Source organism: Longimicrobium sp., from assembly GCF_036554565.1.
In the GTDB taxonomy this organism is placed as follows: Bacteria; Gemmatimonadota; Gemmatimonadetes; order Longimicrobiales; family Longimicrobiaceae; genus Longimicrobium.
In genome coordinates this window covers 1-9,239 of sequence record NZ_DATBNB010000198.1, presented here as the reverse complement: position 1 = coordinate 9,239, position 9,239 = coordinate 1, and the positions used below count along the sequence as shown (strand labels likewise).

The window sequence follows — 9,239 nt, the reverse complement described above, 5'->3', positions numbered from 1 at the left end:
CGCCGGGGCATGGCGAGGGGCACAACTCCGGGCTCCCCGTCGTCATCACCGCCGCGATCGCGACCAGGAAGGTGATGCAGCGCGAGCGGATCGGGGGAACCATCCGCATCTGGCCCGGGGTGGCCGAGGAGCTGGTGGCGGCCAAGGCCTGGTTCGTCCGCGAGGGGTTCTTCCGCGACGTGGACGTGACCATCTTCACCCACGTGGGGAGCAACCTCAACGTCTCCTACGGCCCTTCGGACGGCACCGGGCTGGTGAGCGTGCTGTACCGCTTTCAGGGAGAGACGGCGCACTCCGCGGGGGCGCCCTGGCGCGGGCGCAGCGCCCTGGATGCCGTGGAACTGATGAACGCGGGGTGGAACTACCGCCGCGAGCACCTGCGCCTGCCGCACCGCTCGCACTACGTGATCACGGAGGGCGGCGACCAGCCCAACGTGGTGCCGCGCACGGCGGCGGTATGGTACTACTTCCGCGAGGTCGAGTATCCGCGCATCCGCGAGCTGTGGGAGATCGGCAACCAGATCGCCCAGGGGGCCACGCTGATGACGGGGACCACGCTGGATACGGTGCAGGTGCTGGGCGCCGCGTGGCCCCGGCACTTCAACCGCCCGGTGGCCCTGGCGATGTACGACAACATCCGCCGCGTGGGCCTGCCCCGGTGGGACGACGCGGACCAGGCGCTCGCCCGGGCCCTGCAGCGGGAGCTGGGGAACGATAGCACGCCGGGGCTGGACACGGCCCTGGCCAGGATCGACAGCGGGGTGCCGCCCGCGCAGAACCGCGGCGGCGGGTCCGACGACATCGGCGACATCTCGTGGGTGGTGCCCACCATCACCCTGCGCTATCCGGCCAACATCCCCAACCTGCCGGGGCACCACTGGTCGAACGCGGTGTCGATGGCCACGCCCATCGCGCACAAGGGCTCCACCGCCGGGGCCAAGGCGACCGCGATGACGCTGCTGGACCTGTTCACCCGGCCGGAGCTGGTGGACAGCGCGTGGAGCTACTTTCGCGACGTGCAGACCCGCGACATCAAGTACGAGCCGCTGATCCGCCCCGGCGACCAGCCTCCGGTGGAGATGAACGCGCAGGTCATGCAGCGCTACCGGCCGCAGATGCGGAGGTACTACTACGATTCCAGGCGCTACCGCACCTACCTGGAGCAGCTCGGCATCGCGTACCCCACGGTGCGCGCGCCGGAGCCCCGGCAGGACTGAGCGGGGCCTCGAGACGAAGAACCCCCATGGACACCGTCCATGGGGGTTCTTTCGTGCCCGTGCTACCCGGCGAGTGTCACGGGGCCGGGGTCACCACGTTGCCGCTGATGCCCCAGGCGGAGCAGCCGGCCGCGTTGCAGGCGCGGACGTAGTAGCGGTAGGTCTTACCACCCGTCGCGGCGCTGTCCGCGAAGCTGGTGGCGTTGGCCGCGGGGCTGCCCAGGTTCTGCGCCGGGGCCCAGGTGCCGTCCAGGTTCAGCATCCGGCGCGAGACGTTGAACGACGTCTCGTTGCTGCTGGCGTCGGTCCACGAAACCTGCACCTGCGTGGCCGAAAGCGGCGTGCCCGCGACGCCGGTGGGCGATGCCGGAACGGTGGGGGCCGTAACGTTGGCCGTGGACGCCCAGGCCGAGCACCCGGCGCTGTTGCAGGCGCGGACGTAGAAGCGGTACGTCTGCCCCGCGGTCACCGTGCTGTCGGCGTAGGCGGTGGCGTTCGCGCCCGGGCTGCCGACGATCTGGGACGGCCCCAGGGTGCCGTCGGGGTTCTGCATGCGGCGCGCGACGTTGAACGAGCTTTCGTTGCTGCTGGCGTCGGTCCACGTCACCCGGATGCGGGTGCTGGCCACGGCGGTCGCCGCCGCGCCCGTGGGGGCCGCGGGCGCCACCGGCGCGGGGCTGGGCAGGGTGACGGCCGCGCTGGCCGCCCATCCCGAGCACCCCGCCGCGTTGCAGGAACGAATGCGGTACTGGTACGTGCCGCCGCCGGTCAGGCCGCCGTTGGAGGCGCTGGTGGCGTTCGCCCCCGGGGTGCCCACGTCCTGCCAGGCCGTCCAGGTGGTCGGGCCCGTCATCACCCGGCGCGACAGGGTGAAGGACGTTTCGTTCACGCTGCGGTCCGCCCAGTTCAGCAGCACCGAGGTGGGCGTCTCCACTGCGGCCGTCAGGCTGGCCGGGGCGGCCGGGGGCCCGCCGAACGTGGCGGACAGGGTGACGCCCTCGTAGCTCCACCAGCCGCGAAGCATCACGAAGTACGTGCCCGCGGCGGGCAACTGGGCGGTGCACTCCTCGTCGTTTCCGCCGCTGAAGGGCCGGCAGTTGTAGTGCGTGAGCGTGGGGGCGTTGCCCTGGCGCACGTACAGGTCCACGTCGCCCGTGCCGCCGCTGGTCTTGATGGTCAGGCTGGTCACCCCCTTCGGGACGGTCACCGAGTAGAACGTCTCGCTGTCCGTGGCGCCCGACAGGCCGGTGCGCGGCGTGCCCGGGGAAAGGACAGCCACGTTGGCCACGTTCACCACCACGTCCACGTAGCCGGTGGCGATGCCCGCCGCGGAGTCGTGCACCGCCAGCGTTCCCGTGTGAGTGCCCAGGGCCAGCGAGGCGCCGGAAACGGTGGCGTTCAGGACGGCGTCGTAGCCGGCGTTCAGGGTACCCTCCGTGGGGTCTGCCGCCAGCCACGGGCGGTCTACGGATGCCGTCCAGTTCAGCGCGGCCGTTCCGCCGTTCGTGAGCTTCACGGGGCTGAAAAGGGCCGAGTCGGCGACCGTGGCGGCGTAGAGCGCACCGGCCTTCCCGGGTGCCTGCCTGGGCTCTCCCGCGCCGCTGGCCGTGAAGAGCTGCGGGGCGCCGGTGTCGGCCATCGCGGCCGAAGCCGCCGCCGCCGGGACCCGCAGGAACGTGAACCACAGCTCGCCGGGGTCCAGGACGATCCGCGGGGCCGGGGTCTCGACGGTGAGCGGCGAGAAGAGCAGCTTGTTGGGCGAGCCCATCGCGTCGCTGATCCTTCCGCTGGTCGTGCTGCTGTCGATGGCCTGGGCCACGGCCGCCGGCGACGCCGTGGGATTGCCCTGCAGGTACAGCGCGGCCACGCCCGCCACGTGAGGTGCGGCCATCGACGTCCCGCTGATGGTGTTCGTGGCGGAGTCGGTGGTGAACCAGGTGCTCGTGACAGCGGAACCCGGCGCGAACAGGTCGACGCACGTTCCCCAGTTGGAGAAGGAGGAACGGAAGTCACCGGCGTCGCTCGAGGCCACGGTGATGGCGCCGGGGGTGCTCGCCGGAGACGCGGTGCAGGCATCGGCGGTGCTGTTGCCGGCCGACACCGCGTACGTCACGCCCGAGGCGATGGAGGCCGTCACGGCGTCGTTCGCGGGGGCGTACACGCTGCCGCCCAGCGACATGTTCGCCACCGCCGGCTTCACCGCGTTGGCCGTGACCCAGTCCACCGCGGCGATGATGGTGGACCAGGGAGCGCCGCCCGTGCATCCGAAGACGCGCACGGAGATCACCTGCGCGCCCTTGGCCACCCCGTGGGTGGTGCCCGCGATGGTGCCGGCCACGTGGGTGCCGTGGCCCCTGCAGTCCTGGCCGTTCTGGCCGTCGCCCACGAAGTCGGCGCCCACGCTGGCGCGGCCGGCGAGCTGCGCGTGCGTGGTGCGGATGCCGCTGTCGATCACGTACACGCGAACACCGGCGCCGGTGGGGCCGTACCCGTAGGTGCCGTTCATCGGAAGCGCGCGCTGGTCGATGCGGTCCAGCCCCCAGGTGGCGTTGGGCTGCAGCGTCTGTACGGGGTAGGCCCAGGCGTCGGGGGCCACGTACTTCACCTGGGGATCGCGCCGCAGCGCTTCCACCGCCTCGGGGCTCAGGGTGGCCGCGAAGCCCTTGAGGGCCGACGAGTAGCTGAAGTGAAGCCGGCCGCCGTGGGCCCGCACCATCTCGTGCGCCGCCGCGGACGGGCTGGCCACGCTGCTGTTCAGAACGACGACGTAGCGGCCCGGGATGGCGTCGGCGCCGGCGGAAAGCAGCGGGGCCGCGTCGCCGCGCGCGCGCGCGCCGGTGAGCGGCTCCGTGGGGCGGTCGCACGCGGCGAAGGCCGCGAGCACCGCTAGCGGTGCGAGCGAGCGGAAGAACCGTGGGATTTTCATGTGGCGGCGCTCCGGGAAAGAAGGTGCGATGAAATGAATTCCCGCCCGTCACGGCAGGGAGTGTCCGGTGGGTGACGGTTCGGGGGCATTACGCCCGTGAATTGCCGTACGGCAGTGGATTTTCACGGGGGACCGCGGGAGGGACGGCCGATGCGCGTCTGCAACAGCCTGCGACAGGATAATGCGCCGGCGCGCCGCGGACAAGACGTTTCGTTTGCGCCGGGGCCGCTTCCGCCGACGATCAGGCCGCGCACGCGCGGGTAGACCGGGGCAAGGCGTTCGCCGCGCAAGATGGCCACCGGATATCGTCATTGCATCACCGACGCGGGCAGCCCATGGACGTGCGCGAGGTGGCCCCGGACGAAGAACCCCCGTGGACACCGTCCATGGGGGTTCTCTGGTGCCCTTGCCACCCGGCGCGTGTCAGGGGGCCGGGGTCACCACGTTGGCGCTGATGCCCCAGTCGGAGCAGCCGCGCTCGTTGCAGGCGCGGACGTAGTAGCGATACGTCTTTCCACCCGTCGCGGTGCCGTCCGCGAAGCTGGTGGCGTTCGCCGGGGGAGTGCCGAGTTTCTGCGCCGCGGCCCAGGTGCCGTCCAGGTTCAGCATCCGGCGAGAGACGATGAACGACGTCTCGGTGCTGCTGGCGTCGGTCCACGAAACCTGCACCTGGGTGGCCGAAACCACCGTGCCCGTGACGCCCGTGGGCGGCATCGGAATGATGGGGGCCCCAATGTTGGCCGTGGACGCCCAGGCCGAGCATCCCGCGCTGTTGCAGGCGCGGACGTAGTAGCGGTACGTCTGCCCCGCGGTCACGGTGCTGTCCACGAAGGCGGTGGCGTTCGGGGCCGGGCTGCCGACGATCTGCGACGGCCCCAGGGTGCCGTCGGACCAGTTCAGCATGCGGCGCGCGACGTTGAACGAGGTTTCGTTGCTGCTGGCATCGGTCCACGTCACCCGGAGGCGGGTGTTGGACACGGCCGCCGCCGCCGCGCCGGTCGGGGCCGCCGGCCGCCCGGGCGGGGCGGGGGGCATGGTGATGGCCGCGCTGGCTGCCCATGCCGAGCACCCCGCGGCGCCGCAGGAACGGATGCGGAACTGGTACGTGCTGTCGCCGGTCAGGCCGCCGGTGGAGGCGCTGGTGGCGTTCGCCACCGGGGTGGCCACGTCGTGCCAGGCCGTCCAGGTGGTCGCGCCCGTCATCGACCGGCGCGACACGGTGAAGGACGTTTCGTTCACGCTGCGGTCCGCCCAGTTCAGCAGGACCGACGTAGGCGTCTCCACGGCGGCCGTAAGGCTGGCGGGAGCGGCCGGGGGTCCGCCGAACGCGGCGGACAGGGTGACCCCCGTGTAGCTGGATGAGCCGCGAAGCATCACGTAGTACGTGCCCGGGGCGGGGAACTGGGCGGTGCACGCTTCGACGTTTCCGCCCATCAGGGGTCGGCAGTCGTACTCCATGAGGGTGGGGGCGTTGCCCTGGCGCACGTACAGGTCTGCGTCGCCCGTGCCGCCGCTGGTCTTGATGGTCAGGCTGGTCACCCCCCTGGGAACGGCCACCGAGTAGAACGTCTCGCTTCCCGAGGGGGCCGCCAGGCCGGTGAGCGGCGTGCCGGGGGTGAGCACCGCCACGGCCGCCACGTTCACCACCACGTCCACGTAGCCGGTCGCGATGCCCGCCGCCGAGTCGTGCACCGCCAGCTTGCCCGAGTGCGTGCCCAGGGCCAGCGAGCCGCCGGAAACGGTGGTGTGCAGGATGGCGTCGTAGCCGGCGTTCAGGGTGCCCTCGGTGGGGTCTGCCTCCAGCCAGGGGCGGTCCGCGGATGCCGTCCAGTTCAGCGCGGCGTTGCCGGTGTTCGCGAGCTTGATCGGACCGGAAACGGCCGAGTCCGTGACCGTGGCGGCGTACAGCGCGTCGAACCCGCGGGGCGCCAGCCGGGGCTCTCCCGCGCCGCTGGCCGTAAAGAGCTGCCGGGCGCCGGTGTCCGCCGCCGCGGCCGAAGCCGCCGCCGCCGGGACCCGCAGGAACGTGAAGCGCAGCACGCCGGGGTTCAGGACGATCTTCGGAGCCGGGGCCGGAACGGTGAGCGGCGAGAACAGCAGCTTGTTGGGCGAGCCCGTCGGGTCGAGGACGACCCCGCTGGTTGCGGTGCTGTCGATGGCCTGGGCCACGGCCCCCGGCGCCGCCGTGGGATGGCTCTGCAGGTACAGCGCGGCCACGCCCGCGACGTGGGGTGCGGCCATCGACGTGCCGCTGATGGTGTTCGTGGCGGAGTCGCTGGTGAACCAGGCGCTCGTGATGGCGGAGCCCGGCGCGAACAGGTCTACGCAGCTGCCCCAGTTGGAGAAGGACGACCGCCAGTCGTTGGACGCGGTCGCGCCCACGGTGAGGGCGCCCGGGGTGCTCGCGGGAGAGACGGAGCACGCGTCGGCGTTCTCGTTGCCCGCGGCCACGGCGTACGTCACGCCCGAGGCGATGGAGGCCGTCACGGCGTCGTTCAGGGGGGCGTACACACCGCCGCCCAGCGACATGTTCGCTACCGCCGGCTTCACCGCGTTGGCCGTGACCCAGTCCACCGCGGCGATGACGGTGGAGTAGGTGGCGCCGCCCGTGCATCCGAAGACGCGCACGGAGATCACCTGCGCGCCCTTGGCCACCCCGTGCGTGGTGCCCGCGATGGTGCCGGCCACGTGGGTGCCGTGGCCCCTGCAGTCCTGGCCGTTCTGGCCGTCACCCACGAAGTCGGCGCCCACGCTGGCGCGGCCGGCGAGCTGCACGTGGGTGGTGCGGATGCCGCTGTCGATCACGTACACGCGCACCCCCTCGCCGGTGGTGCCGTAGCCGTAGGTGCCGTTCAGGGGCAGCGTGCGCTGGTCGATGCGGTCCAGCCCCCAGGTGGCGTTGGGCTGCTGCGTCTGAACGGGGTACGCCCAGGCGTCGGGGGCCACGTACTTCACCTGCGGGTTGCGCCGCAGCTCTTCCACGGCCTCGGGGCTCAGGGTGGCCGCGAAGCCCTTGAGGGCCGACGAGTAGCTGAAGTGCAGCCGGCCGCCGTGGGCCCGCACCATCTCGTGCGCCGCCGCCGACGGGCTGGCCACGCTGCTGTTCAGGACCACCACGTAGCGGCCCGGGATGGCGTCGGCGCCGGCGGAAAGCAGCGGGGCCGTCTCGCCGGGCGCGCGCGTGCCCGTGAGCGCCTCCGTGGGGCGGTCGCACGCGGCGAAGGCCGCGAGAGCCGCGAGGGGTGCGAGCGTGCGGAACAACCGTGGGAGTTGCATGTGCCGGCACTCTTTCAAAAAGGTGCGACGACTTTCTGCCCGTCACGGCAGGAATCGTCCATTCGCGAACGTCGGGGTGGCGGTACGGCCGTGAATTGCCGTGGGGAGGTGGATTTGCGGAGACCGCGCGGAGGGACGGCCGATGCGGATCTGCAACGGCAGCTCGAAGCAGGATAACACGTTGGGGGCTCCGCGGACAAGGTGCCCGCGCAACGCCGGGCGCCAAATCCCGCCGACGATGAGATCGCCCACGCGGCCGTGCCACGGGGCGGTGCGTGCACCGCGCAAGATGGCCGTGGTCATGCGGTTCCTCGGCTGCGGGATCGAAGGTCCGGCGTCGATCATCACCGATAAGGGACGCCGTCCGCGGACGGCGTCGCGGAAGACCGCATCGCCCAGGTCCGGCCAAGGTCGATAGAAGGGGTCACGCGGAGGCGCGGAGTCGCGGAGAACCGCGGGAGGCGTCCTCGGCTCCGCCGCGCCTTCGCGCGCTCCTCCCATTGCACGGCAAGGTCCCTGCATTTCCGCCGGGGCGGGGAAGGGCGGCGGTTCGGATATCCACGGGCGGAACGTGCTGTACGAGACCAAGAACTCGAAGATCCTGATCATCTGCGCCGGGCTGGCCGTGCTGGTGGGTTTTGCCGGCGCACGCGTGCAGGCGGGCCGCCGCGACGTGCGGCCGGGCCCGCCGGGGCTGGTGGAAAGCGCGTTCATCCCGCCGCCGCTGCCGCTCTCCCCCGCCAGCCGCGCCAGGGCCGACAGCCTGGTGCGCGCCCGGGTCCGGGCCGGGGCCTTTCCCGGCGCCGCGCTCGCCATCGGCAACCGCGGCGCCATCCAGCACGTCGCCGTCTACGGCCGGACGACGTGGGATGACGACGCGCCGGAGGTGACGCCGCACCATACGCGCTTCGACCTGGCCTCGCTCACCAAGGTGGTCGCCACCACGGCGGCGGTGATGGCGCTGGTGGAAGACGGGCGGCTGGAGCTGGACGCGCCCGTGCGGCAGTACGTGCCCGAGTTCTCCGGCGGCGACAAGAACCGCGTCACCGTACGCCAGCTGCTCACCCACACCGCGGGGGTCCGCGCCGGCGCCGCCGACATCGCCGACGTTCCGCCCGCCCGGGTGCGGCGGTACCTGCTGTCGCGCCCGCTGGCGCTGGAGCCAGGCAAGGACGTGCTGTACTCCGACCTCGGCTTCGTCATCCTCTGGGAAGTGGCGGAACGCGCGGCGGGCGAGCCCCTGCCGCGGTACCTGCAGCGCCGCGTGTGGGGGCCGCTGGGAATGACGCACACGGCCATGGGCGTGCCCCCCGGCTGCGCCGACTGCGCGCCGACCCTTCACCTGGCCGAGGCCGACGAGCCGTACGCGGGGGGATCGTTCGACGAGGTGGCGCGCCGGCTGGACGGGGTGTCGGGCAACGCGGGCGCGTTCTCCACCCTGCGCGACCTGGCTGCCTTCGCCGCGCTGATCGCCAACGAGGGCCGCCTGGAAGACGTCCGCGTCTTCAACACCCGCACCGTCCGCGGCTTCACCCGCCCGCAGCCCGGCGCGGGAACGCGAGCGCTGGGATGGGAGGTGTACTGCCGCGAGGGCAAGGTGCCCGACCACAAGGCGTGCGAGCAGGTGTACGCGTTCGGCCACACGGGCGTCACCGGCACCTCCATCTGGATCGATCCCGTCAGCCGCACCTGGGTGGTCCTGCTCACCAACCGCACCTACCTGCCCAGGATGGAGGTAGACATGCAGCGGTTCCGCCGCCGGGTGTACGACGCCGCCATCGCCGGGGTGCCGCGGTCGTAATCGCGCGTTTGCCGGGGTG

General features: G+C 72.1%; 5 protein-coding genes. 2 read left to right on the top strand and 3 right to left on the bottom strand.

Translation table 11 applies throughout. The features are described from left to right. The coding region (locus VIB55_RS05395) for a peptidase dimerization domain-containing protein (RefSeq protein ID WP_331875645.1) at positions 1–1,217 on the top strand (1,217 nt) is incomplete at its 5' end. Positions 1,218–1,293: 76 nt separating this feature from the next. Here the strand turns inward: VIB55_RS05395 and VIB55_RS05390 are convergent. The 3 genes from VIB55_RS05390 to VIB55_RS05380 all read right to left on the bottom strand — a co-directional run bounded on the left by VIB55_RS05390 (position 1,294) and on the right by VIB55_RS05380 (position 7,722). Beyond that, positions 1,294–4,143, bottom strand: a complete 2,850-nt coding sequence (locus VIB55_RS05390; protein ID WP_331875644.1) for a S8 family serine peptidase — start codon at positions 4,141–4,143, stop codon at positions 1,294–1,296. Positions 4,144–4,566: 423 nt separating this feature from the next. Beyond that, positions 4,567–7,419, bottom strand: coding sequence for a S8 family serine peptidase (locus VIB55_RS05385; protein ID WP_331875643.1), 2,853 nt, complete (start codon positions 7,417–7,419; stop codon positions 4,567–4,569). Between the two features lie 42 nt (positions 7,420–7,461). Next, entirely contained in the window at positions 7,462–7,722 is a 261-nt protein-coding gene (locus VIB55_RS05380) for a hypothetical protein (protein ID WP_331875642.1), read from the bottom strand. Positions 7,723–7,990: 268 nt separating this feature from the next. Here VIB55_RS05380 and VIB55_RS05375 point away from each other — a divergent pair, with 268 nt between their 5' ends. Next, complete coding sequence (locus VIB55_RS05375; RefSeq protein ID WP_331875641.1) at positions 7,991–9,220, top strand: serine hydrolase domain-containing protein; 1,230 nt, start codon at positions 7,991–7,993, stop codon at positions 9,218–9,220. Positions 9,221–9,239: the final 19 nt, after the last annotated feature.

What these genes read in the sequence shown, in the direction of transcription:
- VIB55_RS05390 (WP_331875644.1), bottom strand. Translation starts at nt 4,143, where the DNA reads ATGAAAATCCCACGGTTCTTCCGCTCGCTCGCACCGCTAGCGGTGCTC.
- VIB55_RS05385 (WP_331875643.1), bottom strand. Translation starts at nt 7,419, where the DNA reads ATGCAACTCCCACGGTTGTTCCGCACGCTCGCACCCCTCGCGGCTCTC.
- VIB55_RS05380 (WP_331875642.1), bottom strand. Translation starts at nt 7,722, where the DNA reads ATGACCACGGCCATCTTGCGCGGTGCACGCACCGCCCCGTGGCACGGC.